24 protein-coding genes are annotated in these 24,665 nt (G+C 58.1%); 16 read left to right on the plus strand and 8 right to left on the minus strand.

The features are described 5' to 3' along the window. Positions 1 to 139: 139 nt before the first annotated feature. From RA28_RS13510 to RA28_RS13530, 5 genes are all read left to right on the plus strand, one after another. On the plus strand, positions 140 to 811 hold the full coding sequence (locus RA28_RS13510) for a hypothetical protein (RefSeq protein ID WP_039531555.1): 672 nt from the start codon (positions 140 to 142) through the stop codon (positions 809 to 811). Positions 812 to 854: 43 nt separating this feature from the next. Next, positions 855 to 2,177, plus strand: coding sequence for a PQQ-like beta-propeller repeat protein (locus RA28_RS13515; protein ID WP_039529781.1), 1,323 nt, complete (start codon positions 855 to 857; stop codon positions 2,175 to 2,177). Between the two features lie 49 nt (positions 2,178 to 2,226). After that, positions 2,227 to 3,690, plus strand: a complete 1,464-nt coding sequence (gene der / locus RA28_RS13520) for a ribosome biogenesis GTPase Der (RefSeq protein ID WP_039529785.1) — start codon at positions 2,227 to 2,229, stop codon at positions 3,688 to 3,690. Positions 3,691 to 3,850: 160 nt separating this feature from the next. Further along, positions 3,851 to 4,834 (plus strand): fatty acid desaturase, encoded by a 984-nt coding sequence (locus tag RA28_RS13525; protein WP_039529786.1) that lies wholly within the window; start codon positions 3,851 to 3,853, stop codon positions 4,832 to 4,834. 90 nt (positions 4,835 to 4,924) lie between these two features. Beyond that, on the plus strand, positions 4,925 to 5,536 hold the full coding sequence (locus RA28_RS13530) for a helix-hairpin-helix domain-containing protein (protein WP_039531557.1): 612 nt from the start codon (positions 4,925 to 4,927) through the stop codon (positions 5,534 to 5,536). Positions 5,537 to 5,585: 49 nt separating this feature from the next. Here RA28_RS13530 and serS read toward each other — a convergent pair whose 3' ends face one another. Both serS and RA28_RS13540 read right to left on the minus strand, forming a co-directional pair. Next, entirely contained in the window at positions 5,586 to 6,878 is a 1,293-nt protein-coding gene (gene serS / locus RA28_RS13535) for a serine--tRNA ligase (protein WP_039529788.1), read from the minus strand. Between the two features lie 72 nt (positions 6,879 to 6,950). Beyond that, positions 6,951 to 8,615, minus strand: coding sequence for a mechanosensitive ion channel family protein (locus tag RA28_RS13540; protein ID WP_039529790.1), 1,665 nt, complete (start codon positions 8,613 to 8,615; stop codon positions 6,951 to 6,953). Positions 8,616 to 8,817: 202 nt separating this feature from the next. Between RA28_RS13540 and yajC the strand changes: the two genes are divergently transcribed. The 10 genes from yajC to RA28_RS13590 all read left to right on the plus strand — a co-directional run bounded on the left by yajC (position 8,818) and on the right by RA28_RS13590 (position 15,772). Further along, positions 8,818 to 9,102 (plus strand): preprotein translocase subunit YajC, encoded by a 285-nt coding sequence (yajC, locus tag RA28_RS13545; RefSeq protein WP_039529792.1) that lies wholly within the window; start codon positions 8,818 to 8,820, stop codon positions 9,100 to 9,102. 33 nt (positions 9,103 to 9,135) lie between these two features. Beyond that, positions 9,136 to 10,797, plus strand: a complete 1,662-nt coding sequence (secD, locus tag RA28_RS13550) for a protein translocase subunit SecD (protein ID WP_039529795.1) — start codon at positions 9,136 to 9,138, stop codon at positions 10,795 to 10,797. Position 10,798: 1 nt separating this feature from the next. After that, positions 10,799 to 11,767 (plus strand): protein translocase subunit SecF, encoded by a 969-nt coding sequence (gene secF / locus RA28_RS13555; protein WP_039529798.1) that lies wholly within the window; start codon positions 10,799 to 10,801, stop codon positions 11,765 to 11,767. Then, positions 11,760 to 12,506, plus strand: a complete 747-nt coding sequence (locus tag RA28_RS13560) for a sulfite exporter TauE/SafE family protein (RefSeq protein WP_039529800.1) — start codon at positions 11,760 to 11,762, stop codon at positions 12,504 to 12,506. Before secF ends, RA28_RS13560 begins: the two co-directional genes overlap by 8 nt. Positions 12,507 to 12,515: 9 nt before the next feature. After that, positions 12,516 to 12,869 carry an Mth938-like domain-containing protein gene (locus RA28_RS13565; RefSeq protein ID WP_039529804.1) on the plus strand — a complete coding sequence of 118 codons (354 nt, stop codon included), beginning with the start codon at positions 12,516 to 12,518 and terminating at the stop codon, positions 12,867 to 12,869. A gap of 110 nt (positions 12,870 to 12,979) precedes the next feature. Further along, complete coding sequence (ccmA, locus tag RA28_RS13570) at positions 12,980 to 13,594, plus strand: heme ABC exporter ATP-binding protein CcmA (RefSeq protein WP_039529807.1); 615 nt, start codon at positions 12,980 to 12,982, stop codon at positions 13,592 to 13,594. Next, positions 13,591 to 14,247, plus strand: coding sequence for a heme exporter protein CcmB (gene ccmB, locus RA28_RS13575; protein WP_039529811.1), 657 nt, complete (start codon positions 13,591 to 13,593; stop codon positions 14,245 to 14,247). Before ccmA ends, ccmB begins: the two co-directional genes overlap by 4 nt. Positions 14,248 to 14,308: 61 nt before the next feature. Further along, positions 14,309 to 15,082 (plus strand): heme ABC transporter permease, encoded by a 774-nt coding sequence (locus tag RA28_RS13580; RefSeq protein WP_039529813.1) that lies wholly within the window; start codon positions 14,309 to 14,311, stop codon positions 15,080 to 15,082. Beyond that, a complete protein-coding gene (gene ccmD, locus RA28_RS13585; RefSeq protein WP_193747408.1) occupies positions 15,079 to 15,237 on the plus strand; it encodes a heme exporter protein CcmD in 159 nt (52 codons plus the stop codon). Before RA28_RS13580 ends, ccmD begins: the two co-directional genes overlap by 4 nt. Then, positions 15,230 to 15,772, plus strand: coding sequence for a DsbE family thiol:disulfide interchange protein (locus RA28_RS13590; protein ID WP_039529817.1), 543 nt, complete (start codon positions 15,230 to 15,232; stop codon positions 15,770 to 15,772). The genes ccmD and RA28_RS13590 overlap by 8 nt, the downstream gene beginning before the upstream one ends. Positions 15,773 to 15,779: 7 nt before the next feature. Here RA28_RS13590 and RA28_RS13595 read toward each other — a convergent pair whose 3' ends face one another. Both RA28_RS13595 and acnA read right to left on the minus strand, forming a co-directional pair. After that, positions 15,780 to 16,481, minus strand: coding sequence for an SDR family NAD(P)-dependent oxidoreductase (locus RA28_RS13595; protein WP_039531560.1), 702 nt, complete (start codon positions 16,479 to 16,481; stop codon positions 15,780 to 15,782). 121 nt (positions 16,482 to 16,602) lie between these two features. Further along, a complete protein-coding gene (gene acnA, locus RA28_RS13600; protein WP_039529819.1) occupies positions 16,603 to 19,293 on the minus strand; it encodes an aconitate hydratase AcnA in 2,691 nt (896 codons plus the stop codon). A gap of 229 nt (positions 19,294 to 19,522) precedes the next feature. Here acnA and RA28_RS13605 point away from each other — a divergent pair, with 229 nt between their 5' ends. Continuing rightward, positions 19,523 to 20,224, plus strand: a complete 702-nt coding sequence (locus tag RA28_RS13605; protein WP_039529822.1) for a DUF1223 domain-containing protein — start codon at positions 19,523 to 19,525, stop codon at positions 20,222 to 20,224. Here the strand turns inward: RA28_RS13605 and RA28_RS13610 are convergent, their stop codons facing one another. From RA28_RS13610 to purB, 4 genes are all read right to left on the minus strand, one after another. After that, complete coding sequence (locus RA28_RS13610) at positions 20,225 to 21,148, minus strand: lysophospholipid acyltransferase family protein (protein ID WP_039529825.1); 924 nt, start codon at positions 21,146 to 21,148, stop codon at positions 20,225 to 20,227. A 109-nt stretch (positions 21,149 to 21,257) separates the two neighbouring features. Then, positions 21,258 to 22,325 (minus strand): flagellar motor switch protein FliG, encoded by a 1,068-nt coding sequence (locus RA28_RS13615; protein WP_039531562.1) that lies wholly within the window; start codon positions 22,323 to 22,325, stop codon positions 21,258 to 21,260. 93 nt (positions 22,326 to 22,418) lie between these two features. Beyond that, on the minus strand, positions 22,419 to 22,958 hold the full coding sequence (locus tag RA28_RS13620; RefSeq protein WP_039529829.1) for a hypothetical protein: 540 nt from the start codon (positions 22,956 to 22,958) through the stop codon (positions 22,419 to 22,421). A 380-nt stretch (positions 22,959 to 23,338) separates the two neighbouring features. Next, on the minus strand, positions 23,339 to 24,643 hold the full coding sequence (gene purB / locus RA28_RS13625; RefSeq protein ID WP_039529832.1) for an adenylosuccinate lyase: 1,305 nt from the start codon (positions 24,641 to 24,643) through the stop codon (positions 23,339 to 23,341). Positions 24,644 to 24,665 lie beyond the last annotated feature (22 nt).

The raw sequence follows: 24,665 nt of genomic DNA on the forward strand, positions 1-24,665 counted from the left end.
AACTAATTAGTTCGGTTTTCTATTTTAGGCAAGAGGTGCGGCAAGATCACCAAATGTGTAGATTCGGGCACTTGGCTTGGCCGTGGCGGCGGGGTATGACATGGCGCCAGAAAGCCGAACAGATAGCCCGGGGGGCAGGATGAGCGACGCCGACAGTTTTATTGAAGAGGTCACCGAAGAGGTGCGGCGCGATCGCATGTACCTGCTTTTGCGTCGGTGGGGCTGGGTTGGTGTGGTTGCCGTTGTCGCCATCGTCGGGGGTGCCGCGTTCAACGAATACCGGAAAGCCCGCGATGCCAGTCAGGCAGAAGCGTTGGGAGACGCGATTCTGTCTGCGTTGGAACAAAACGACTCGGCGGCCCGTGCGGCCGATCTGGAAGGCGTTGCGGCGCAATCGCCCGGCGGTGACGCCGTTCTGAAAATGCTGCTGTCCGCCTCTCAGTCCGAAACCGGAAGCGAGGTTGCAGCCGTCGAAAGCCTGAACGCCATCGCGGTTCAGGGTGACTTGCCGGAGATTTACAGGCACATCGCAAGCTTCAAAGCGCTGCTGCTGCAGTCCGACGCGTTGCCTGCGTCGGATCGACGTCAACAATTCGAAGCCTTGGCCGTGCCGGGCGCACCATTGCGCCTGCTGGCAGAAGAGCAATTGGCTCTTATCGATATGTCCGAAGGTGATACGCAAGCGGCGATAGATCGCCTGCAAGCTCTGCGTCAGGACGCAGAAGCCAGCTTTGACCTGCAACAACGCGCTGCCCAGCTGATCGTGGCGCTCGGGGGTGAGCCCGAGCCGGTGGCGGCACCACAAGGCTGAGCTGCCGCAGCAGCGAGAAAACGACAGGCGAGTTCAAAAGAGCATGGTATCAAGATTTTATTCACGTTTTGGACTGGTGGCCTCGGCGGTTGCCGCGATCACGCTTAGCGCCTGTCAGGAAACCGATATTGTTCTGCCCGGCGAGCGAGAAGACATTCGCCCGACAATCGACAATGAAACTGTCGAGTTGCGCGGATCCAAACCTATTAGCCTGCCATCTCAAAGCGCGAACGCAAGTTGGTCGCAGAGCCCCGGCACACAGGCGTTCCGTACCACCAATGCCGCGCTCCGCGCGACGCCTCAGCGCGTTTGGTCGACTTCGATCGGGGCTGGTGACACGCGCAAGCAGCGGATCACGGCGGACCCGGTCGTTGCTGGCGGGCTGATCTATACGCTCGACGCCGGAGCCACGGTGTCGGCTGTCACGCCGCAAGGGCAGGTTGCCTGGAGCACCAACGTGATTCCGGCCACGGAAAAAGAGCAGGACGCGACCGGAGGTGGCCTGGCCTATGCAAATGGGGTTCTCTACGTCTCATCCGGGTTTGGGCGGTTAACTGCGCTTGATGCCAAGACCGGTGCGCAGCGTTGGCAAAAACGACTGAACGCCACAGGCAGTGGCGCGCCGCTGGTCAGCGACGGATTGCTGTATCTTGTTGCGGGTGACCAGACCGGCTGGGCCGTGAATACAAATGACGGGCGGATTATCTGGCAGATTGACGGGACACCCAGCGTTGGCAACGTGCTTGGTGCCCCGGCGCCGGTCGTGACCTCGGATCTGGCCGTGTTTGCCTTTGGCTCCGGCGATATCGCGGCGACCTTCAAAAGAGGTGGTATCAGCCGCTGGAACGCGTCGGTTGCCGGCGGGCGTCGGGGGCGGGCTGCGGCACGGATTGTGGATGTGACCGGCGGGCCGATGGTATCCGGCAGCACGATCTACATCGGCAACCATTCGGGCCGCACCGTCGCATTTGACGCCACAAACGGTGACCGCCGTTGGACTGCGCCCGAAGGCGCGGTGGACACCGTCTGGCCTGCTGGCAACAGCGTGTTTCTGATCAGTGACCGCAGCCAGCTTGTGCGGTTGGATGCAGCGGACGGCTCGATCGTCTGGGCGCAGGACTTGCCGGGCTTTGTCAAAGACCGTCCCGGACGCCGGGGCCCGATTTTTGCGCATTACGGGCCGATTGTTGCGGGCGGCCGCGTTGTCGTGGCGTCGAATGATGGGTTTCTGCGCTTCTTCAACCCCGTCGACGGCACGCTTGTTCATCAGGTCGAAGTGCCAAATGGCGCGACCACTGCGCCGGTTGTCGCGGGCCAGACGCTGTACGTCGTGTCGACCAAGGGCGAACTGCACGCTTTCCGTTGACTGCAAGATGCGTTAAAGGGCGCATCTTGAGTCTTGAAAGTTGAGAACCATGTCGCTGACCCTCGCCATCGTGGGCCGCCCCAACGTGGGCAAATCCACCCTGTTCAATCGCCTTGTCGGCAAACGTCTGGCCTTGGTTGACGATCAGCCGGGCGTCACGCGCGACCTGCGCGAGGGGGAGGGGCGTCTGGGCGATCTGCGCTTTACCGTTATCGACACGGCGGGACTGGAGGACGCGACGGATGACAGCCTGCAGGGTCGCATGCGGCGCTTGACCGAACGTGCGGTGGACATGGCCGACGTGTGCCTCTTTATGATTGATGCGCGGGTCGGTCTGACCCCGACCGACGAGATGTTCGCTGAAATCCTGCGGAAACGGTCGAAACACGTGATCCTTGCAGCCAACAAGGCCGAGGGGAACGCAGCGGATGCGGGTGTTCTCGAGGCCTATAATCTGGGCCTCGGTGAGCCTGTGCGCCTGTCCGGTGAACATGGCGAGGGCATGACCGACCTTTACGCTCAACTGATGCCGTTGGCCGATGCAGCCGAGGGTCGGCAGACGGACGACGCGCCGGAAACGGATGTTGAGCTGGACGAAGAGGGTGCAGCAGAAGCACCGCTGATCTCGGACGCGAAGCCTTTGCAGGTGGCAGTGGTTGGGCGCCCGAACGCGGGAAAGTCCACGCTGATCAATAAGATCATTGGCGAGGATCGCTTGTTGACCGGCCCAGAAGCCGGGATCACACGCGACGCGATCAGCCTGCGCGTAGACTGGGGTGGCCCGGATGGCGACAGCACACCAATGCGGATTTTTGATACAGCCGGGATGCGCAAAAAGGCCAAAGTGCAAGAGAAGCTGGAAAAGCTCTCAGTCTCGGACGGGTTGCGCGCGGTCAAGTTTGCCGAGGTCGTGGTGGTTCTTCTGGACGCGGCAATTCCCTTCGAACAGCAGGACCTGCGCATTGCCGATCTGGCCGAGCGTGAAGGTCGTGCGGTGGTGGTGGCAGTGAACAAATGGGATGTTGAGGACAACAAGCAGGAAAAACTGCGCGACCTCAAGGAGTCGTTCGAGCGTTTGCTGCCACAACTCCGCGGTGCCCCATTGATCACGGTGTCGGCAAAAACGGGCCGGGGTCTGGAACGCCTTCGCGCCGCTATTCTGCGGGCGCATGATGTGTGGAACCGCCGAGTGCCAACGGCGGCGCTGAATCGCTGGCTGACCGCCATGCTCGAACAGCATCCGCCGCCAGCACCGCAAGGTCGAAGGATCAAACTGCGCTACATGACACAGGCCAAAACCCGCCCGCCGGGCTTTGTCGTCATGTGCTCGCACCCTGACAAGATGCCTGACAGTTACTCCCGGTATTTGGTGAACGGCTTGCGCGAAGACTTCGACATGCCCGGGACGCCAATTCGCCTTACGTTGCGCGGACAGGGCGACAAGAACCCCTATAAAGGACGGCGCAAGAAGAACGCTGGTGCCCTTGCAAAGCATCTGAAGGGTCGGGCGTAACTGCGCCAATTTTATGCGTTTTTGCGCATGGGGCGTGACAGCCCCATCTCCTCGCGCTAGCATTCGTTTGCGTGCATTTGTTTTCGCGCGCGATGCCATGCGGTTTTCCGCTTTAGCTTTGAAACGACTTTCTGCAGGGCCATCGTGGGGAGCGGGCTTGATGGATTTAAGGGAATACACAAGACAATACGCGGTTCAGGACAATAAGTTAGCCGCGCTAAGCTATTTTGGAACGTTCGCGGTGTATTTCACGTCGCTGACACTGGCCATCGTCCATGTCGATAAATGGTATGTCATGGTTCCCGCCGGGATCGTATTTGCGTTTTCGGCGGTGCGTCTTTACGTGCTTCAACACGACTGTGGCCATCATTCGCTGTTCGAGACCCGACAGCAGAACGAATGGGCTGGGCACGGCCTGTCGCCGTTCACCTTTGCGCCGTTCGAGGTGATGAAACAGAACCACAATCTGCATCACGCGGGCATCGGTAACCTCGATCATCGAGAGACGGGCGAGATTCATACGATGACCGTGCGGGAGTGGAACGAGGCGGATTGGAAAACCCGTTTGTTCTATCGCCTGTATCGCAATCCTTTCATCCTTGTGCCTGTGGGCGCGCTGTTCACCTATTTCATCCGCTACCGATGGCCCAAGAACACGCTTCGGTTCGGTGTCAAAGGCGTCTTGCTGCACAACCTGTCGATCATCGTGTTCCTTGGGCTTCTGTATCTGATTGCCGGAGCAACCGGTATTCTGGTCTGGCTCGTGTTCTCGCTGTTGGGCGGGATGCTTGGGGTGTTCCTCGTCTACCTTCAGCACAATTTCGAGGATACGTATTGGGATCGTCGTCCGGATCTGGACCCTCAGTTGGCGGCTTTGCAGGGCTCTTCGGCTTTGGATTTCGGCTGGTGGTTCGACAATGCCGTGGCATGTATCACGCTGCACGACATCCATCATTTCAACGCGCGTATTCCGTCCTATCGGCTACGGGCATGCCATTACAACCTGCCGCCCGAGTACACGCCGCGCCGGATCAAGTTTCCCGAAGCGGTCGCCGCCCTGTCCCTTAAGCTGTGGGATGAAGATGCCAACCGGCTGGTGCCGTTTCCAAAGCATGAGGCGACCCAACTCGCGCAAAGTGGCTGAACCTGAAAATTTGGGGCAGGGCATCCGGCTCTTGTCTGGTCGTATATGCTGTGTATATACATATCCGAGGAGTTAACGAAAGGAACCGAAATGACCGCAGTTACCGAGGTGCGTGGCGTAGGACCTGCACTGGCACAAGCGCTGAGCGCCACCGGCATCAAAACCGCCGAGGACCTGGCCAAAGCCAAACCCGCAGATCTGGTAAACGTACCCCGAATTGGGGCTGCACGTGCTCCGATCCTGATTGCTGCGGCAAAAGAAGCGACACGCGCCAAACCTGCCGCCAAGGCAACAACGCGCCGTGCGCCGGCCCGAAAGCCGGCCACCCGTAAACCTGCGGCACGCAAGCCTGCCGCCCGCAAACCGGCGACACGTTCGACCGCGGCGATTGCGACTGCGGCTGCCAAAAAGGCCGAAGCCGAGCGCAAAGCGGCCGAAGAGCGCGCGGCCGCTGAATTGGCCGCTGCCGAGGCCAAAGCCAGGAAAAAAGCCAAGGCCAAGGCAAAGGCCGAGAAAGCAGCAAAAAAGAAATCCGAAATGGAAGCTGTTTTCAAAAGCGCAAAGGAGAAGGTGAAGGAAAAGTCCAAAAAGGGCAAAAAGTCAAAGAAAGACGATAAGAAGAAGGACGACAAAAAGAAGTCCGACAAGAAAAAGGACAAGAAATCCGCCAGTAAGAAAGACAAGAAAAAGGCGAAGAAGTAACCCGCTTCGCCCCGTCCTGAAGAAAACGGCGCCCTAAGGGGCGCCAGTTTTATTCCAACGTGCCGTCGGTTTGCAGGTTCAGTTTTCCGCCCAGATAGGGTGCCAGGACGTCAGGCAATCTTATTGTGCCATCCGCGTTCTGACCGTTTTCGAGAACCGCAATCAGACAGCGCCCAACGGCCAGCCCAGAGCCATTCAGCGTGTGGACGTATTCGGGTTTGCCGCCCGCCTCGGGGCGGAATCTGGCATTCATGCGCCGGGCCTGAAAATCGCCTGTGGTCGAGACCGAACTAATCTCGCGATACGTGTTCTGGCCCGGCAACCACGCCTCGATGTCATAGGTGCGGCGCGCGCCGAAACCCATGTCACCGGTGCACAGAACAACGGTGCGATACGGGATGCCCAACTGTTCCAGCAAATCTTCGGCACAGCGCAACATGCGCTTTTGTTCTTCATCCGATTTGTCCGGATGCGTGACCGAGACCATCTCGACCTTTTCAAACTGATGCTGGCGCAGCATGCCCGCCGTATCCTTGCCGGCACTGCCGGCTTCGGACCGGAAACAGACGGTGTGTGCGGTCATGCGGATGGGCAAGGCGGCTTCGTCCAGAATGTCCCCTGCGACCGAATAAGTCAGCGTGACTTCGGACGTTGGAATCAACCACCAGCCGTTTGTCGTCTGATAGCTGTCCTCGCCGAATTTGGGCAGTTTGTCGGTTCCGTACATCGCCTCATCGCGCACCAAAACCGGCGTTTGCATCTCGGTCAGCCCGTTCTTGTCGATATGCGTGTCCAGCATGAACTGCGCCAAAGCGCGGTGGATGCGCGCGATACCTTTGGACAGATTTACGAACCGGCTGCCGCTGGTTTTCGCCGCTGTTTCGAAGTCCATCGCAGCGGCGACGGCGGGGATGTCGTAATGCTCTTTCGGCGTGAAGTCGAATTCCCGGGGTGTCCCCCAGCGATTGACCTCGACATTATCTTCTTCGTCAGCGCCCTCCGGCACATCCTCGGCAGGCAAGTTGGCAATGCGGGCCAATTGATCGGTTAGCAACGCATCCAGATCCTTGGCCTCGACCTGCATCCGGGCCACTTCAGCCTTCTTTTCGGCCACCAACGCGCGCAGGCGCTCGAATTCAGCCTCATCCCCGCGACCCTTGGCGGCACCGACCTCTTTGCTGGCCTTGTTCTGCTCGGCTTGGGCGGTTTCGGCAGCCAGAATCTTGGCGCGGCGGCTCTCGTCCAGTCGCAAAAGATCTGACGACACCGGCGCGTCCCCGCGGCGCGCAAGGGCGGCGTCGAATGCGTCAGGGTTTTCGCGAATGGCGCGGATGTCGTGCATATCTCAGATCCTTGAAAGCGTGAATCACTGCAACCGCTTATGCACGAATTGAAAGGCAGGGTGTAGCACCGGTTACGACTTATCCGCGACCGGGTGCATTTCATGCGCCAAATGGCCATCCCACTCTTCCGACGGGATTTTCGGGTCGGGCGGATCGGCCATGTACGACGGAGTCATGATCTGGACGCCGTTTTCGTTGAACACGGCCACAATATTGCGATGCAGGTCAGATCGGATCTTGGGGATGATGCTGCCCCGCGTCGTATACCCGTTGATCTGATAGTTAATCGCGTAATCCGCCAGTGCCGTCCACAAGACAAAGGGTTCGGGTTTGGCCTTGATGCCCTTGGTGCGATTGGCGGCTTCGATCAGCATCGCCTCGACTTTTTCGGGCGGTTCTTCGTACCCGATGCCGACAGTGGTATGGAGCAACAGCCCGCTGCCGTCGGTTTTCTTTGAAAAGTTCACCACGTCCGAGTTCATGAGCTGTGCATTGGGGATCGAGATCAATTCGTTCTTGATCGATTTCAGATGCGTTTCCATCAGTTTGATCTGGACAACGTCCCCAATGTGATCGCCGATCTGGATACGGTCGCCGACCGATGTTGACCGGCGATAGATTACGAACAATCCCGCCAGCATGTTGGAAACAACGGAATTCGCACCCAAAGACAGCATCGCGCCAACAAGGATCGTCAAACCCTGAAACGCTGCCGAATCCGACCCCGGAATATAGGGAACAGCAAAAACCAGCGCGATCAGGATGACAACGACGCGGGCGATATTGAAGGTGGGGTTGATCCAGTGCCGCTCAAAATCCCCAAGATCAAAGCTGCCGGCCTCAACCGCGTCAAAGAACACGCGCATGCCCTTGATGACGTAAAGCGTGACCCATGTGATCAGCGCCAGCATGATCAGATTCGGGATGTAGCTGATGATGCCTTTGAAGATCAGCAGGACCGGTTCGGTCAAATAGGTCAGCAACAACTGCGCAAAATAGCGCGTCTCGGCAAAAGCCAGCAAAACGAAGGACAGGTAATAATAAAACCCCAGAAAGAAGACGACCAGTAGAATGAAATTCAGGCCATAGCGAACGAGCGCGGCGATGGCTTCGGCCTGCACGCTTTTGGCAGTCGCGGTTTCCACGTCCCGCAGGTAACGCTTAACAAATCTAAGCGTTCTGCGTCTGATCCTGCGGTGAAGCCAAAGGATCGCAAGAACAAAGACGACAAATCCAATGGTCCAGGCCGCCGCCTCGATCGCGCCGGATACGCGGGCTTCGTCCGTGCGGTTGGCGCGATAAGCCAGGATTGCCTCTTGAATGGCGTCGCCGTGCAACAGGCTGAGGACGCTGACTTCCATTTGATCCAGTTCGGAGTCCGCCTCGGTAACGATGGAAACCCGTTGGCCGTCGGCAAGAATCCAGACACCCAGATCCGTTTCCTCGAACGTTATCGCAACGTCCGTTGCATCCGAGCTTTCGGCGACCGAGACAATGAGGTTCTGAACCCGTTCGGCACGTTCCGGAGCGGGCAGTGCACTGGACCCACGCAGCCGGAACAGGATGTCGCCATCGACAATGACCGGGGCCTTGAAGACATCGGATTGTGCGTCCTCAACCTCGGTTTCCTGATCCGCGGCCTCCTGCGCCCAAAGGGGAAGGGAAAGCGACAAAACAATCGCCGCAGCAACAAGGAAATGCGCCAACGATTGTAAGGGTTTGAAGTGTCTTCCCATGTGCCCTCCGATATTTCGAATATATCGGACTGTGCATGTGTGCCTAGGACATATCTGCAACGCTGCGAAACAACCGTGACCGATATTGCCTATGGCAGGTGCGTTCCGTCGTCGCCATTGCTTGCAAACACTTGATGCAAAGCATAGGTTCCCGCCAACTTTGCGGAGCGTACTCCGCATCACCAGAACAAAGGAATATCCCATGGAAGGTGGCGCAATCGCCCAGTTTCTCCCGCTGATCCTGATTTTCGGTATCATGTATTTCCTGCTGATCCGTCCTCAGCAGAAGAAAATGAAGGAACACAAGGCCATGGTCGAGGCGCTGCGCCGGGGCGATCAGGTTGTCACGCAAGGTGGCTTGATCGGCAAGGTCGCCAAAGTCAAAGAAGACGGAGAGCTTGAGGTTGAGATCGCCGACGGCGTTAAGGTTCGCGTGGTTCAGGCCACAATTGCACAGGTGCTGAACAAGACCGAACCGGCGAAGTAACTTCGCGCGACAATCCCTTGAAAAGGCAGGGTAATGCTGCAAATTGATACCTGGAAGCGGGTTCTGATCTGGCTGGTCTGTGTGATCGGCCTGATCTTGGCCCTGCCGAATGCGTTCTATACACGGGTCGAGCAATCGAATGACGCCAAAGCGGCGATCGAACTTGGTGTCGACACGCCTGAAATGCAGGCGCAGGCGGCTGAGTGGCCGAGTTTTCTTCCGTCCTCACTGGTCAATCTGGGCCTCGATCTGCGCGGCGGCGCTCATTTGCTGGCCGAGGTGAAAGTTCAGGATGTCTACGAATCCCGGATGGAGGCGATGTGGCCGGAAATCCGCGATGTCCTTCGGGACGAACGTTCAACCGTGGGCACAATCCGCAAGCAACCTTCGCCGCCCGATGAGATTCGCGTGCGTATCAGTCAGCCCGAAGGGATGCCTCGCGCGCTTGAGGTTGTTCGTGGTCTTGCCCGCCAGGTGCAGACGTTAACGGGGGTAGGGGCAACCGATATCGAAGCCCGCGCCGAAGGCGATACCATCGTTGTCCAACTGACCGAGGCGGAAAAGCTGGCGACCGATGACCGCACCGTGCGTCAGGCACTTGAGATCATTCGTCGACGTATCGACGAGGTTGGTACACGCGAACCGACCATTCAGCGTCAGGGCGCAGATCGCATCCTGATTCAAGTGCCGGGGATCGGCAGTGCCGGCGAGTTGAAGGAAATCATCGGCACGACGGCGCAATTGACGTTCAATCCCGTGATTGGCCGCGGAACCGACCCGGACGCGGTACCGGGGATTGGTGAAGAAGTTGTTCCGTCAATTGATGAAAGCGGTGTGTACTACACAATCGAGGCCGCTCCGGTGGTGACGGGTGAGGAATTGGTCGATGCGCAACCGTCGTTCGACCAGAACGGGCGCCCCGCCGTCAGCTTCCGCTTCAACACGTCGGGGGCGCGAAAATTCGGCGACTACACGCTGGAAAACATCGGCGCGCCGTTTGCGATCGTTCTGGATGACGAGGTGATCTCGGCCCCGGTTATCCAAAGTCACATTCCGGGCGGGTCCGGCATCATAACCGGAAACTTCACGGTCGAAGAAAGCACCAATCTGGCGGTTCTGCTGCGCGCCGGTGCCTTGCCTGCCGGGCTGGAGTTTCTCGAAGAACGCACCATCGGCCCGGAACTTGGGCAGGACAGTATTGATGCCGGCAAAGTCGCCACCATCGTGGCCTTTGCTGCGGTTCTGACCTTCATGGCGCTCAGCTATGGTCTGTTCGGTGTCTTTGCCAACATTGCGCTGATCATCAACGTCGGGTTGCTGTTCGGGCTGCTATCACTGATTGGTGCGACGCTGACCCTACCGGGCATTGCGGGTATCGTTCTGACGGTCGGTATGGCGGTGGACGCCAACGTGCTGATCTTTGAACGCATCCGCGAAGAACTGAAATCCGCCAAAGGCCCGGCCCGCGCAATTGAGCTTGGATATGAAAAGGCGCTGTCGGCAATTCTGGATGCAAACGTAACCACATTCATTACCGCGACGATCCTGTTTGCCATGGGCAGCGGCCCCGTGCGTGGCTTTGCCATTACTCTGGGTCTGGGCATTCTGACTTCGGTCTTCACTGCAATCTTTGTAACGCGCCTGATGATCGTGATGTGGTTCGAACGTCGCCGTCCGAAAATGATCGAGGTTTGACATGAGACTGAAACTTGTCCCCCAAGGCACCTCGTTCGATTTCTTCAGCCGCTGGAAGGTCTGGCTGGGCATTTCGGGCCTGATGATGGTCATCGCCTTCACGTCTTTTCTGGTGCAGGGCTTGAACTTCGGCATTGATTTCCGAGGCGGCACGACCATTCGCACGGAATCCGCGCAGCAAATTGATGTCGGCGCTTACCGCGACGCCATTGCGCCGCTGGAACTGGGCGACGTCACAATCACCGAGATTTTCGACCCGACCTTTGGCGAGGATCAAAACGTCGCCATGATCCGAATTCAGGCGCAGGAAGATGCCGAAGCCGTTTCAGCCGCGATCGTAACTGCGGTGGAAGACGCATTGAAGGTTGCCGCGCCGGATATCCAGTTCGTTTCGGTCGAATCCGTTGGACCAAAGGTCTCGGGTGAGTTGATCCAGACCGCTGTGATTGCTGTGGTTCTCGCCATTGGCGCGGTTCTGGTCTACATCTGGCTGCGCTTTGAATGGCAGTTTGCATTGGGGGCTGTGGCTGCCTTGGTGCATGATGTCATCCTGACGATTGGCATCTTTTCTGAGCTTCAGATTCGGTTTGATCTGGCCATCATCGCGGCCCTTCTGACCATTGTGGGGTATTCGCTGAACGATACCGTTGTCGTCTTCGACCGTGTGCGTGAGAACCTTCGAAAGTACAAAAAGAAGGACCTCAAAGAGGTTCTGAACATCTCGATCAACGAAACGCTCAGCCGGACGGTGATGACGTCGGTTACCACATTGCTCGCACTGATCTCGCTTTATGTGCTTGGCGGTGATGTTATCCGTGGTTTCGTCTTTGCGATGATCTGGGGCGTGATCGTGGGAACGTATTCCTCGGTCTTTGTGGCATCGACCATCCTGTTGTGGTTGGGCGTCAAGCGCGATTGGTCCAAGCCATCGAACAACGCGGGTAACCAATACGCCAACATCGATGCCTGAAGTCTTCGGCCAGTCCATTCCCGGGCTGGCCGTCGTCCTTGCCGCCGCTTTTCTGGGCGGCGTTGTGCGTGGGTTTTCGGGCTTTGGCACCGCGCTTGTTTTTCTGCCCCTGGCAACGCCTCAATTGGGTCCTTTTGGCGCGCTGATCGCATTGACGATCATGGATATTTTCGGGCCGTTGCCCAATTTGCGACCGGCTTGGCGCCTTGTCGATCGCCGTGATCTGTTCCGGTTGTTGCTGGGGTGCGCCGTGGCATTGCCCGTTGGTCTTTGGGTGCTTACCAGGATCGAGCCTGAGGTTTTTCGATACGCTGTCAGTTTTCTTGCCTTGCTCATGCTGACCATTTTGATCCTTGGCATGCGCTATCAGGGGCAAGTCAGTCGAACAATGGTCACCGCAATTGGGGGCGCCGCAGGATTTCTGGGCGGCGTCGCGGGCCTGCCTGGCCCGGCTGTGATCCTATTCTACATGTCCCGGCCGCTGCCTGTCGCGGTGATCCGGGCGACAATCCTGTTGTTTCTGTTCGGGTTCGACTTTCTGATCCTCGGATACCTTGGCGGGATGGATCGCCTGACGTTGGCGACGGTCGGATTGGGGTTGGTTCTCGCCCTGCCAAACCTTGCCGGAAACTGGCTCGGCGGATGGTTGTTTAACCCGGAACACGAAGCGCGCTATCGCGCGGCGGCCTATGTTGTAATTGCGCTTGCCGCCTTGTCTGGCCTGCCGCTTTGGGGCTAGAAAACCGTCATGAGGCTGAATGAAATAACCTATAACAACGCGACGCCGGTCGACGGCTATGGCCCCGGGTTTTTTCGAATTGGAGGACAGGTTCATAACGGGCCGGTCCTGACGGGACCTCAGGGAACCTCCGATTGGGGCGGATACCAGGATCGCGCCGGGCTGTTGGAGCTTGCCGAACATGTTGACGTTCTGCTGGTCGGAACCGGCGCAGATTTGCAGCACATACCAATTGATTTTCGCTCGGTTCTGGAGGAGGCGGGGATCGGCGTCGAAATCATGAACTCGCCAGCTGCGTGCCGAACATACAACGTGCTTCTATCTGAAGGTCGCCGGATCGCACTGGCCCTGATCCCGACCTGATTCAGCCCTACCTGACCCGCGGTAAACAGATGGCCGCGCGTCTCTGTGATCCGGATCTTGCGGCAATTCCATCCTTTTGCCCGTGACGACAATGGGATAAGCGGGATGTCATGACGCTGTCCGTGACCGATCTTGCAATTACCCGAGGGGGTATTCCTGTGCTTGAGGGGCTGAGCTTTGCGCTGGAACCCGGCAAAGCCCTGATCCTGCGTGGCCCAAACGGGATCGGCAAGACCACGTTGTTGCGTACGCTGGCAGGATTGCAGCCGCCGCTATCGGGCCAGGTCAACGGGGCCGAAGATCGTATCGCCTATGCGGCGCATTCGGACGGCATAAAGCCGACGCTGACGGTGGCAGAGAATCTGGCCTTCTGGGCGTCCGTCTTTGGAACAAAAAGCACTCAACCCGCCTTGGATGCGTTTGATCTGGGCGACTTGTCGGGCAGGCCTGCTGGTCAATTGTCAGCGGGGCAAAAACGTCGCCTGGGCCTTGCGCGAATTCTGGTTACAGCGCGCCCGATCTGGATGTTGGATGAACCGACAGTGTCATTGGATCGCAGCGCGGTACAGATGTTTGCCGACGCCGTGCGCGGGCATCTGGGTCAGGGCGGTTCCGCGCTGATTGCCACCCATATCGATCTTGGATTGGACGGCGAGGTTCTGGATGTTGGTCCCTACAAGGCCAGACCGAAGGCGATTGACGATTTCGACGGGGCGTTCCTGTGATTGCGCTGTTGTTACGCGACCTGAAACTGGCGTTTCGCGCTGGCGGGGGCTTTGGCCTGGGGCTCGCGTTCTTTCTGATCGTTACGGTGCTCGTTCCGTTTTCGGTCGGCCCGCAATCATCGCTGTTATCGACCATCGCACCCGGTGTTCTTTGGCTCGGCGCACTGCTGGCGTGCCTTTTGTCCCTGGACCGTTTGCTGGCGCTGGATTGGGAGGACGGATCGCTGGACTTGCTGGCAACATCGCCTCTACCACTTGAAGCCGCAGTCACAATCAAGGCGCTGGCGCATTGGCTGACCACGGGCTTGCCACTGGTTTTGGCCGCGCCCGTTCTTGGGGTTCTTTTGCATCTGCCAGCGCAGGGATACGTCTGGCTTTTCCTGTCGCTGCTGATAGGCACCCCGGCAATGAGCGTCATCGGCACCTTTGGCGCAGCGCTGACCGTGGGTCTGAAACGCGGTGGTTTGCTGCTGTCCCTGTTGGTTTTGCCTCTCTACGTTCCAACACTGATTTTCGGCGCCGAAGTGGCCCGACGCGGGGCAACAGGGATGGACGTGCAAACTCCGCTTTTGATGCTGGCTGGCATTACCGCCGCAACCATTGCCTTGCTTCCGTTTGCCAGCGCTGCCGTGCTGCGCATCAACCTTCGGTGACGAAAACGATGTTTGACCGAAGTCAATTGAGAACAAGCTCGACTCGGACTAGATAGAGCCCATGACAATCGCTGCAAAAGCCAATGCCCTTTGGGAATACGCCAATCCGCGCAAGTTTCTTGCCGCGAGCGAGCGAGCGTTGCCGTTCTTTTGGACGTCTGCGGGGCTTTGCCTGTTCGTCGGATTGATCTGGGGCTTTTTCCTGACGCCGGACGATTACAAACAGGGATCGACCGTCAAGATAATCTACCTGCACGTACCAGCCGCGTTGATGGCGATTAACTGTTGGTTGATGATGCTGGTGACCTCGCTGGTCTGGCTGGTGCGCCGGCATCATGTCAGTGCGCTTGCAGCACGCGCGGCAGCTCCCGTTGGGATCGTGATGACGCTGGTCGCGCTGGCAACAGGGGCGATCTGGGGTCAGCCAATGTGGGGCACATGGTGGGCTTGGGATCCGCGGCTGACGTCGTTTCTGATCCTGTTTCTGTTCTATTTGGGCTACGTCGCCCTTTGGGAAGCGATCGAAGATCCCGACACCGCTGCCGACCTGACCTCGGTCCTGTGTTTGGTCGGGTCTGTCTTTGCAATCCTCAGTCGGTATGCCGTGAATTTCTGGAATCAGGGCCTGCATCAGGGCGCATCCGTTTTGCGCGCTGGTGCCATCACCGGAACCGACACGGATGAGAAGGTCAGCAATATCTTCTTCTATCCGCTGCTGCTATGCATCATCGGCTTCGTTCTGCTTTTTGTCGCGCTTGTGCTGTACCGTACCGGCACCGAAATCCGTGCGCGCCGGATCAGGACGCTGCTGGCGCGGGAAAGGGTAGGCGGATGATCCCTGATCTGGGCAAATACGCGGATACGGTTCTGTCGGCTTATGGCGCGTCGTTGATCTTGCTGGTCGTTTTGGTCGCGTTTAGCCTTGTGCGTGGCCGGAAGGTGCGGGCCGAGATGGAGAAGATCGAGCAAAGGATGCGTCGAGATGGCTAGGATTTCACCTTTGATGATCGCGCCGCCGCTGATCTTTGGCGCATTCGCCGTGCTGGCAGGGATCGGAATGTTCCGCGATGATCCGGATGCGCTGCCTTCGGCGCGCGAAGGTCAACCGGCGCCGCCGGTCGTCCTGACGGAGTTTCCGGGCAAAAAGATGTTCGACGATGAGACATTGCGCGACGGGCAGGTCAAGCTGGTCAACTACTGGGCAAGCTGGTGTGCGCCTTGCCGTGCCGAGCACCCTAACCTTGAAGCGCTGTCGGGTGAAGGCATCCCAGTCTACGGCATCAACTACAAGGACCAGTTGGGCAACGCAGATGCGTTCCTGGCCGAATTGGGAGACCCCTACAAGGCGATCGGACGGGATGAACAAGGGCGCATGGCGCTGGACTGGGGCCTTTACGGCGTACCGGAAACCTATGTGATCGATGGCCAGGGTACGATCATCCTGCGCTTTGCCGGACCAATCACCCAGCGCGTGATCGAAAGTACGATCCGGCCAGCACTTGAGAAAGCCGCCGGTAGCAACTGACCGCTGGCTACAACCGATACCCTCCGGTCACGCCCAGAATCTCACCCGTCACAAAATCTGCTGCGTCCGAGGCAAGGAAGCGCACGGCCTTTGCCACATCCTGCGGCTTGCCCACCCTTCCGAGGGCGGTTTGTTCGACAAACAACGCGGTCAGATCATCGGGCCTTGGGGCCTCGGGGATGTTGATTGCGCCGGGCGCGACGGCGTTGACGCGGATACCTTGCGGCCCCAACTCTTTGGCCATTGCGCGTGTCCACAAATTCAGCGCCGCTTTGCTGGCCCCATAGGTTGCCGCATCGCGAGGCGGCAACGCCGCGTTCATTGACGAAATATTGACGATAGACGCCCCCCTATGCAGGTGGGGTAAAGCCGCAGAGAGCAACGCAATGGGTGCAAGCAGATTGACGTCCAGTACTGCCCGATGATCGGCAGGGTCAAACTGCTCTTTCGGGGTGGGCTTCACGAGGCCCGCGTTGTTCACAATCACATCAAGCTGACCGAACCGATCTACAACCTGTTGCACAACGAATTCCGGCTGATCAGGTTCGGATAAATCGGATTGAAGTGGCAGCACATCGCCTTGCACCAGCGCACGATCCGGTTCCGTTGTCAGCCATGTGAACGCGATGCGGTGATCTTGGCGAAGGTCTTCGACAATTGCGCGGCCAATCCCGCGTGCGCCACCAGAGATAAGTGCAACTTTTTTCATGGCCTCAGAAAATCGGGAATTGCCGGGAAAGACAACCTCATCTTTTTCCAGTAACCCGATAGCGCACCAAAAGAAAAAGGACGCCCTGAGGCGTCCCTTTTGGATCATGTGAACCGCTGGCTCAGCCTTCTTTTGCCAAATTGCGAAGCACATATTGCAGCACCCCGCCGTTTTCGATGTATTCGATTTCGGGTGCTGTATCGATCCGGCATTTCAGCGTGATCGTCTTTTCCGTCCCGTCGCCGTAGACGATTTTACAGGGCACTTCCTGCAATGGCTCGACCGAGTCGAGCCCGTCGATCGAGACAGTTTCGTCACCCTTCAAGCCCAATGTCTTGCGTGTGTCCCCGCCGGTGAATTCGAAGGGGATCACGCCCATACCAACAAGGTTGGAGCGGTGGATGCGCTCAAAGCTCTCCGCAATGACGGCTTTCACACCCAAAAGTGCCGTGCCTTTGGCGGCCCAGTCGCGGGAAGAACCCGCGCCGTATTGTTCGCCACCAAACACCACCAGCGGAACGCCCATTTCCTGATAGGCCATCGATGCCTCGTAGACCGATGTCTGCTGTCCATCCGGGCCTTTGGTGTAACCACCTTCAACGCCGTCCAGCATCTCGTTCTTGACGCGGATATTCGCAAAGGTCCCGCGCATCATGACTTCATGGTTGCCCCGCCGCGAGCCGTAGGAATTGAACTCGCGCGGCTGCACCTGCCGTTCGGTCAGATACTTGCCTGCAGGTGTTGTCGTCGCAAACGAGCCCGCTGGCGAGATATGATCCGTCGTGATCATATCGCCAAGGATAAGCAGAACCTTGGCGCCGTCGATATTCGAGATTGTGCCCGGTTCGGGGCCCATGCCCTGAAAGTAGGGTGGGTTCTGGATGTAGGTCGAGGTTGGAGGCCAGTCGTAAGTCTCTTGCTGAGGGACCTCAACGTTCTGCCATTTTTCATCGCCTTTGAAGACGTCGGCATATTTCGACTGGAACGCTTCGCGCGTGACGGTCTGTTCGACCAATGCAGCGACTTCCTGTGTCGAAGGCCACAAGTCCTTCATGTAGACATCATTGCCGTCTTTGTCCTGTCCAACCGGTTCCGTGGTCAGGTCAATGTCCAGCGTGCCGGCCAATGCATAGATCACAACCAACGGGGGCGACGCCAGATAGTTGGCCCGCACGTCGGGTGAAATGCGGCCTTCGAAGTTCCGGTTTCCTGATAGCACAGAGGTGGCGACCAAATCGCCTTCGGCAATGGCTTCGCTGATCTCTCTCTGGATCGGACCCGAATTGCCGATACAGGTGGTGCAGCCATAGCCCACGAGGTTGAAGCCAATCTTGTCCAGGTCTTCCTGCAGGCCAGCAGCCTCAAGATAGGCAGACACAACCTGCGACCCGGGGGCCAGTGAGGTCTTGACCCAAGGTTTGCGATTGAGACCCAGCGCAGCCGCTTTACGCGCCACAAGTCCCGCACCGATCATAACGTAAGGGTTCGAAGTGTTGGTACAGGACGTGATCGAAGCAATCACGACCTTGCCCGACTCCATACCGTAGTTTTCACCTTTGACCTCAATCTGCTTGCCCATCGGGCGTTTGAAGGTCTCCTCCATTTCCCGGGTGAAAGCGGCCTTGGCGTCAGTCAGGGCTACATAGTCCTGTGGGCGTTTGGGTCCCGATATCGCGGGAACTATGGTGCCCATGTCCAGCGACAGGGTATCGGTATAAATCGGCGCGTAGTCTTCGCCGCGCCAGAAGCCGTTTTCCTTGGCATAGGCTTCGACCAACGCAATGCGGTCCTCGTCGCGGCCCGTGTTGCGCATGTATCGCAGGGTCTCGCCGTCGATTGGGAAGAAACCACAGGTCGCGCCGTATTCCGGTGCCATGTTGGCGATGGTTGCGCGGTCGGCCAGCGGCAGGCGGTCCAGACCTTCGCCATAGAATTCGACGAACTTGCCGACAACGCCCTTTTCACGCAGCATCTCGACGACCTTCAGGACCAGATCAGTGCCGGTTGTGCCCTCAATCATGGAGCCGGTCAGTTCAAAGCCCACAACCTCGGGGATCAGCATGGAAATCGGCTGACCCAGCATTGCAGCCTCAGCCTCGATCCCGCCGACGCCCCAGCCCAGAACGGCCATGCCGTTGACCATCGTGGTGTGGCTGTCGGTGCCGACCAGTGTGTCGGGATAGGCGACTTCTTCGCCGTTCTGGTCAGTGTCCGACCATACGGTCTGAGCCAGGTATTCCAGGTTGACCTGATGGCAGATACCTGTGCCCGGAGGCACAACGCGGAAGTTGTTGAACGCGTTCTGACCCCATTTCAGGAATTGATACCGTTCCATGTTGCGCTCGTACTCGCGGTCCACGTTCATCTGGAACGCGCGCGGGTTGCCGAATTCGTCAATCATGACCGAGTGGTCGATGACCAGATCAACCGGGTTCAGCGGATTGATCTTCTGCGCATCGCCGCCCAAGCCTTTGATCCCGTCGCGCATCGCGGCCAGATCGACCACGGCGGGCACGCCGGTGAAGTCCTGCATCAGAACACGGGCAGGGCGGTATGCGATCTCGCGCGGGTTCTTGCCACCGTTTGCGCCCCACTCTCCGAATGCCTTGATGTCATCGACGGAAACGGAAAACCCGCTGTCTTCGAACCGAAGCATGTTTTCCAGCACGACTTTCAATGCGGCGGGGAGGTTCGAGAAATCACCCAGACCGGCTTCTTGTGCGGCGGGGATGGAGTAATAGGAAATGGATTTGCCATTCACGCTCAGGCTGCGGCGTGTCTTGGCGGTGTCCTGTCCAACTTTGATGGGCATCTACTGGCCTCCCTCTGAAATGACTTAGATCACGGGATTCGCTGAGTGTTATCTGTATCACCTTTTGTAACGGATCAAGGCCCAAGTGCGGACCTGCGTCAATTTTTGCATACTATTGTATACATCTCAACCTTTCGGACGGCGCACGAACTCAAGAAACCTTGATTGGCTGTTGAAGCCTATCCGCCTTAAACAAGCAAAGCCTTCCATCTGATCGGGGCCGTTAAAGATGCTGAAATCCGTCCTGCTGAGTTCTGCTCTTACCATGTTCTGCGCGGGCGCGACCCTCGCCGAGAGCGATCCTGTCGTCGTCGAATTGTTCACGTCGCAGGGATGTTCGTCTTGTCCGCCAGCCGATCGCATCATGCACGAGCTGGTAAAGCGCGACGATGTCATCGGCTTGGCGCTGCATGTCGACTATTGGGACTATATCGGCTGGAAGGACGAATACGCAAACCCGGATCACACGGCGCGCCAACGGGCTTATGCCCGCGAAGGCGGACGGACGATGATCTATACGCCGCAGATGGTGATCAACGGTCAGCAGGATGTTGTCGGTGCAAAAGCGGGCGAGCTGGACCGGATTATAACGGCACACCTGACCGCTGCGCCCGAAGCTGAGGTTACAGCGACAAAGTCAGGGGATACCGTTTCCGTCGAAGTGGCGTCGATCAATTTGCCCGCAGGCGAGGTATATGACGTTCGGATCGTTCAGTATTCTCCGTTACGCCATGCGTCAATTCGGCGGGGCGAACTGGCAGGCCACGATCTGGACTATGCAAACGTGGTCGAGAACTGGCAGACCGCCGGACAGTGGGACGGCGCAGCCCGTCAAAGTTTTTCTGTGTCGCTGCCAGCGGACTTGCCCGCCGTTGTCTTGGTTCAACGCGCCGGTCATGGACCGATCGTCGCGGCAACCAAGGTCAGGTGATCACGGCATGTCTTCGGGTTGTACGCCCAGGCCCTTCCACGCTTTCCAGCGGCGGTGAATCCAAAACCATTGACCCATATTCTTGCGAACCATCGCCTCGAGATCGTCGTTGGTGAACTGGGTCATGGTCTTCGGGTCGGAGTGCGGAACAGGATCGTGCAAAACGATTTCAAAATCGATCCCGTTGGGTTGCCGCACCGCATAGCATGGGATCATGACGGCCTTGTACTTGATCGCCAGCTCGGCGTTCAATACGGACGTCACGGCCGGTTTGCCGAAGAAAGTCAGTTCCTCGCCGCCCATGGCGTGCAGATCGGATACGATGGCGATGATGCCGCCTGTTTTCAGCGTGCGCACCATCTCGACCATGCCGCGCCGGCCTTGTTCGAACATGGGCGACCCGGTTCGATAGAAGGCATCAACATACATGTCGTTGAAATACGGGTTTGCCATGCGGCGATACAGGCACCCGATCGGTTTGCCGCTGCGGGTTTGCAGGGCTATCCGCGCCGCCAGATAATGGCCGAAATGGGCGGTGATCATCATCACCGGCTTTCCTTCGGCCACGGCCGCATCAAAGGCCGCCACTCCCGAGCCGGTTACCTTTGCCGTGCTCTGCCGCTCAATGAACCCTTCTGGCGAGAAGTGTTCCATGATCGCGCGCCCGGCATTGTCGGGAACTGCGCGGCAAATCCGTTTGATCTCGGCCTCTGACAGATCCGGGCGCGTCAGCTTCAAATTGCGACGAACACGGGTGCGAAATCCAACCAAAGGCGCCAGCCAGCGCACGATCCGGCCCATTGTCGCGATCCGAGCCTCGTAGGGCAGCAGGCGCATACCGCCAATCACGCCTTTCAGGAACAGATTGGCGATGTAGTATTTGCCAAGTTCAAATCGGCTTAACTTGGACTTGGCTGCGGGCATAGAAGGATCACCGAATACTGAGGTCTGGATGGCCAGACATACTATCGCGCCCCAATGACCTCAAGTACCTGCCCAGAGGTCGGAGTGAATCCCGTCCTCGGTGGTCTTGTCAGGTGAGGTCTTCGTCCTTTTCGATCAGCGTGATAGCACCTTGGTCCAGAAGCGTTCTGATGGTGCCGACCACCTGAGACATGGCGTCTTCGGCCTCAGCCTGCTTTACTTTGCCGCGCTCTGCCATTTCTTCGCGCAGGGCATCAGCCATCCGGGACGACATGTTGGACAGAATGAAATCTGCCGCTTCCCGATCCAGATCTGTCGTTGCACCTGCCAATGCGTTGACAAGAACAGGCTGTTCCACCCCGCGCAGGATGGCCGGGATGTCGCGGGCCAATATCCGAGCGGGGATATGGGCAAAGATGAAAATGGATTGGCGGACAATGGCAGCAAAGTCTGCGTCTTCCTCGTCCAGCGCCGTTAAAAGGCCGTCGCGTGTGGTTGCCGCAGATTGATTGAGAATCGCCCCAACCCGGGCACCCGGTGCATCGTTGAATGCAGGGTGCGGGCGCTGGTCCAGCTGCGCGGCCAAAGACCATCCAATTCGCTCAACCGCTTCGGGTGTCACATTTGCAGTCATCGATACCGCGTAGGTGATACGACGCGCGACAGGACCCGGCAGACACCCAAGCAGCTGCGCGGCTTTCGCAGTGTCCAGCTTTGACAACATAACGGCCGCGACCTCGGTGCTTTCGGCTTGCGCCATGTCCGCAAGTTCGTCCGGCGAAACCCCGCGCAATCGCTCCCATGGGTCGCCAATTTGCCGAACGCCGGCCTCTTTGCGCAGGCGAGCGGCGGTTGCGGGTGCGATTTTGCCGTTTACCGCATCCAGCGCGCCTGCAAGACCGTGCGGAAAGGACAAGCCGACGCAGTCCAAGGCATCCGCAAACTCCTTTGCGACCGCAGCCAGCGTGACACGGTCGACCAGCCCCATGCGTCCCAGTTGATAGGTCAGTTTTTCCTGCAAACCATCGGGCAATTCCTCAAGAGGAATTTCTGCCCCTTCATTCAAAAGCAGCCGTACAACGACGGCTGCCTTTTCCCGGTTACTGAGGGTGCGTGGCACGACGCGCGCGGGTTCTTCCGCGTTTTCTGTTGATGTGCCACGCGCGTCGGGCGTCATTTGAACCAGTGCCTGTGTGTCCTGCATCTGCCGATTGCCGAGTTTTCGTTTCACCGGCAGATTAGGGAGAGTCGGGTAAATAAACCCTGAAGTTCAATAGTTATATGTCAGACCGGTCCGGATCGCATTGCGCAGGGATGTCTCGGCCCAGGTGCCTTCGCCACCGCGTGACTTGATTTCGCGCCACTGCTCAATCGCCAGATCGGTTTTGCCTTCGGCGACAAACCCCTGACCCATATAGCTGCGCGCCAGAATGTTGTCGGGATTGGTGGCGATGGCGTTTTCATAGAACATATTCGCCAGTTCCAGCTTGCCCATTTTGCGGTATGTAAAACCCCAATAGGTCTGAACACGATCGTCACTTTGATCCATGATCCGCAGGATGCCCTGCGCGTGTTCGTATTGACCGTCGTAGGCCAGCTCGCGCACGGCGTCGTACAGTTGGTCTTCGGTGAAGTTGTTTTGGTTCGGTTTTACACACTTTCCTGCGGCTTCGTCATAGACGCGGCCAAACAGGCATTTCTTGGTTGTATTGGTGGGTTTCGGCACACTGCCGCCGTCGCCTGCCGCAAAGGCGGCGGGTGCCATTACAAAGGCCTGAAGGGCAAGTGCTGAAGCGAATACGAGGCGCATTTTCCTACTCCGTTTTCTGGGGCGCTATCTGAGACAGTAGCGTGATCTACAGAAAATCTAACAACCGGCTGGTCGCATTTATTCACAAGCAGGAAAAATTTTCGTCAACTATTGACCAGTTTCACGCATGTTTGAGCGTCGCTGTCCCAAATCGTGCCTTCTGCACAAGATTGGGTCTGCTTAGCATGGCCTGTGCAGGCCAGCCCGGCCGAGGCCGTTAGAACCAAGGCGATACTGCAAAGTAGGGCGCGGATCATTGCGTCTCTCCTTTTCGGAAAATGCAGATGAACCATATACGATTTTGTTGATTCAGGCAAAAGAACATGGCCCGAACCGCGCGGACGATCCGGGCCAAGTCAGCAATGCCTGAAATTAGGGCGTTATTCGCCGAACACCCGGCTGAAAATCGTATCGACATGCTTGGTGTGATAGCCCAGGTCGAACTTTTCCTCGATCTCCTCGGTACTCAGCGCGGCGGTCACGTCCGCATCTGCCAGCAGTTCGGTTTTAAAGTCCTTGCCTTCTTCCCAGACCTTCATCGCGTTGCGCTGAACAAGGCGATAGGCGTCTTCGCGGCTCACACCGGCCTGAGTCAGGGCCAGCAGCACGCGCTGGCTCATCACCAGACCACGGAACTTGTTCATGTTGGCCAGCATGTTTTCCGGGTAGACGACCAGCTTGTCGACCACACTGGTCAGGCGCGATAGGGCAAAGTCCAGCGTCACGGTAGCGTCCGGGCCGATATTCCGCTCAACCGAGCTGTGGCTGATGTCACGTTCATGCCAAAGGGCGACGTTTTCCATCGCGGGCACAACGGCCATACGCACCAGACGGGCCAGACCGGTCAGGTTTTCGGTCAGAACCGGGTTGCGCTTGTGCGGCATCGCTGACGAGCCCTTTTGGCCTTTCGAGAAGAACTCTTCAGCCTCCAGAACCTCGGTCCGCTGCATGTGCCGGATCTCGATGGCGATGTTTTCGATGCTGCTGGCGATAACGCCCAGCGTCGCAAAGAAAGCCGCGTGACGGTCGCGCGGGATGACTTGCGTGCTGATCGGTTCGGGCACAAGACCCAACTGATCACAAACATGCTCTTCGACGCGCGGGTCGATATTTGCGAAGGTGCCTACCGCGCCACTGATTGCACCGGTTGCGATTTCAGCGCGCGCATCACGCATGCGGGACAGGTTGCGGTCCATCTCGGCATAAAACCGCGCGAAGGTCAGGCCCATCGTGGTCGGTTCGGCGTGGATGCCGTGGCTTCGGCCAATGCGGACGGTTTCCTTGTGCTCATAAGCACGGCGCTTGAGGGCGGCCAGCAGACCTTCAAGGTCTGCGATCAGAATATCGGCGGCACGGGTCAGCTGTACGTTGAAGCAGGTATCGAGCACGTCCGAGCTGGTCATGCCCTGATGAACAAAGCGCGCCTCGTCGCTGCCGACATGCTCGGCCAGATGCGTCAGGAAGGCGATGACGTCATGTTTGGTGACCGCTTCGATTTCATCAATGCGGGCCACGTCGAATTCCACGTCCTTGGCTTTCCACACGGCTTCTGCATTCTCACGCGGGATCACGCCCAGATCGGCCATGGCATCGCAGGCATGCGCTTCGATTTCGTACCAGATGCGGAATTTGGTCTCGGGCGACCAGATGGCGACCATGTCAGGGCGGGAATAGCGGGGAATCATTGGCGGCGGCACCTTTTTGTGA

The organism is Ruegeria sp. ANG-S4 (assembly GCF_000814005.1).
In the GTDB taxonomy this organism is placed as follows: domain Bacteria; phylum Pseudomonadota; class Alphaproteobacteria; order Rhodobacterales; family Rhodobacteraceae; genus Ruegeria.

Coding starts and splice junctions, on each gene's coding strand:
- RA28_RS13510 (WP_039531555.1), top strand. CDS start 140: ATGAGCGACGCCGACAGTTTTATTGAAGAGGTCACCGAAGAGGTGCGG.
- RA28_RS13515 (WP_039529781.1), top strand. CDS start 855: ATGGTATCAAGATTTTATTCACGTTTTGGACTGGTGGCCTCGGCGGTT.
- der (WP_039529785.1), top strand. CDS start 2,227: ATGTCGCTGACCCTCGCCATCGTGGGCCGCCCCAACGTGGGCAAATCC.
- RA28_RS13525 (WP_039529786.1), top strand. CDS start 3,851: ATGGATTTAAGGGAATACACAAGACAATACGCGGTTCAGGACAATAAG.
- RA28_RS13530 (WP_039531557.1), top strand. CDS start 4,925: ATGACCGCAGTTACCGAGGTGCGTGGCGTAGGACCTGCACTGGCACAA.
- serS (WP_039529788.1), bottom strand. CDS start 6,878: ATGCACGACATCCGCGCCATTCGCGAAAACCCTGACGCATTCGACGCC.
- RA28_RS13540 (WP_039529790.1), bottom strand. CDS start 8,615: ATGGGAAGACACTTCAAACCCTTACAATCGTTGGCGCATTTCCTTGTT.
- yajC (WP_039529792.1), top strand. CDS start 8,818: ATGGAAGGTGGCGCAATCGCCCAGTTTCTCCCGCTGATCCTGATTTTC.
- secD (WP_039529795.1), top strand. CDS start 9,136: ATGCTGCAAATTGATACCTGGAAGCGGGTTCTGATCTGGCTGGTCTGT.
- secF (WP_039529798.1), top strand. CDS start 10,799: ATGAGACTGAAACTTGTCCCCCAAGGCACCTCGTTCGATTTCTTCAGC.
- RA28_RS13560 (WP_039529800.1), top strand. CDS start 11,760: ATGCCTGAAGTCTTCGGCCAGTCCATTCCCGGGCTGGCCGTCGTCCTT.
- RA28_RS13565 (WP_039529804.1), top strand. CDS start 12,516: ATGAGGCTGAATGAAATAACCTATAACAACGCGACGCCGGTCGACGGC.
- ccmA (WP_039529807.1), top strand. CDS start 12,980: ATGACGCTGTCCGTGACCGATCTTGCAATTACCCGAGGGGGTATTCCT.
- RA28_RS13580 (WP_039529813.1), top strand. CDS start 14,309: ATGACAATCGCTGCAAAAGCCAATGCCCTTTGGGAATACGCCAATCCG.
- ccmD (WP_193747408.1), top strand. CDS start 15,079: ATGATCCCTGATCTGGGCAAATACGCGGATACGGTTCTGTCGGCTTAT.
- RA28_RS13590 (WP_039529817.1), top strand. CDS start 15,230: ATGGCTAGGATTTCACCTTTGATGATCGCGCCGCCGCTGATCTTTGGC.
- RA28_RS13595 (WP_039531560.1), bottom strand. CDS start 16,481: ATGAAAAAAGTTGCACTTATCTCTGGTGGCGCACGCGGGATTGGCCGC.
- acnA (WP_039529819.1), bottom strand. CDS start 19,293: ATGCCCATCAAAGTTGGACAGGACACCGCCAAGACACGCCGCAGCCTG.
- RA28_RS13605 (WP_039529822.1), top strand. CDS start 19,523: ATGCTGAAATCCGTCCTGCTGAGTTCTGCTCTTACCATGTTCTGCGCG.
- RA28_RS13610 (WP_039529825.1), bottom strand. CDS start 21,148: ATGCCCGCAGCCAAGTCCAAGTTAAGCCGATTTGAACTTGGCAAATAC.
- RA28_RS13615 (WP_039531562.1), bottom strand. CDS start 22,325: ATGACGCCCGACGCGCGTGGCACATCAACAGAAAACGCGGAAGAACCC.
- RA28_RS13620 (WP_039529829.1), bottom strand. CDS start 22,958: ATGCGCCTCGTATTCGCTTCAGCACTTGCCCTTCAGGCCTTTGTAATG.
- purB (WP_039529832.1), bottom strand. CDS start 24,643: ATGATTCCCCGCTATTCCCGCCCTGACATGGTCGCCATCTGGTCGCCC.